Origin of the sequence: Acidovorax sp. SUPP3334 (assembly GCF_030159055.1) — a bacterium.
Taxonomy (GTDB): Bacteria; Pseudomonadota; Gammaproteobacteria; order Burkholderiales; family Burkholderiaceae_C; genus Paracidovorax.
Window position 1 is genome coordinate 1 of record NZ_BQXQ01000103.1, and the last position, 1,302, is coordinate 1,302.

Sequence of the window (1,302 nt, forward strand, 5' to 3'; positions counted from 1 at the left end):
GCTTTGCCTGGCTGGAGAAGAACAGGCGGCTGTGGAAGAACTGCGAGCGGCTGCTCAATACCAGCCTGCAGTTCGTACATCTGGCTTTCCTCGCTCTGCTGCTCAGGAGATCGTGAACACGTTCTTACTATGGCTGGAACTGATCACCGGCCTTTTACAGGCCTGCCCGATCAACAGCCGAATTTATAACGAGAGCTATGGAGGTTGGATCATCCCCAGGGCCTCTGTCGGGCGTGCCACCGCGGCACTGAGTAGCCGCTGCAGCAAGATTGCGGATTGAAACTAAAAGCCATGAGTATGAAAACTTGGAACCTCAAGTACGTGGCGGGTAACCCTGCCATGTGCACGCAGGTCACGTCCTGCCCTGACAATCCGATGCATCGATCTGAAGCGCTTGCAGCTGCGCAGACAGTTGCAAACAACGGTGGAGGCTGGCGTGTCTGGGTCGAGCGGGATGAAGCTGGCGAACGCATTTTCGAGAGCACCGCCGAGCAAGAACATCAAGCATCCCAAGACGAATGCGCGATGTGTGGGGGATCAGGGGGATGGCCCGGCTTTAAAGGCCATGTCCTGTGCAAGCCATGCAATGGAACTGGGAGAGATCAGGCGCAGGTTTGAGGAACTTCAAGGAAAACGCTATGAAATCTCCCATCCACACAGCCATCTCAGAAAAAACGCTCCGTCGATTGGCTTCCAGTCTGATGGTTGCAGCAGCGGCCTGCGCCGGCGTGGAACCCGCGGTCGCACAGAGTCTGCCGGTCACGTTGACATTGGCCTCTGGCTACCCGAAGGACCTTTTCCACGCGGCCAATCTTCGCCAATTCGCGCAAAACGTCAATGATCGCACCAAGGGTGGTTTGGTGATCGATGTGCGGACCGACAACATTGCCGCCAGTCCCTCCGAAATCGTGGGCAAGGTCCGCTCTGGCGATCTCGCTGCAGAGGAAGTGCTTTTGAGTACGATGGCCAGCGACACCCGGATCGCCGGCGCGGATGCCATCCCTTTCATCGTCAACAGCCATGACGATGCCTTGCGGCTGTGGAATGCGCAGCGCCCCATCTTGCAGGAGGCCCTGGACAAGCAGGGCCTGGTGATCCTCTATGCCGTGCCATGGCCGGCGCAGGGACTGTTCACCACCCGTCCCGTGCGCAGCATTGCGGATCTGCGCGGATCGAAGATGCGCACCTACAACCCCAGTACCGTGCGTCTTGCCCAACTCATCGGCGCCATGCCCGTCGACGTGCCCACGCAGGCCATCGGTGCGGCATTCAAGGACCAGCGGCTGGATGTCATGTTCACTT

The 1,302-nt window shown here is 58.7% G+C and carries 1 protein-coding gene and 1 pseudogene; both read left to right on the forward strand.

The window, feature by feature from the left end:
• A pseudogene (locus AVHM3334_RS23645) lies at window positions 1–116 on the forward strand (IS5/IS1182 family transposase); the annotation flags it as partial.
• 465 nt (window positions 117–581) lie between these two features.
• On the forward strand, window positions 582–1,302 hold a 721-nt coding region (dctP, locus tag AVHM3334_RS23650; RefSeq protein WP_284415870.1), incomplete at its 3' end, for a TRAP transporter substrate-binding protein DctP.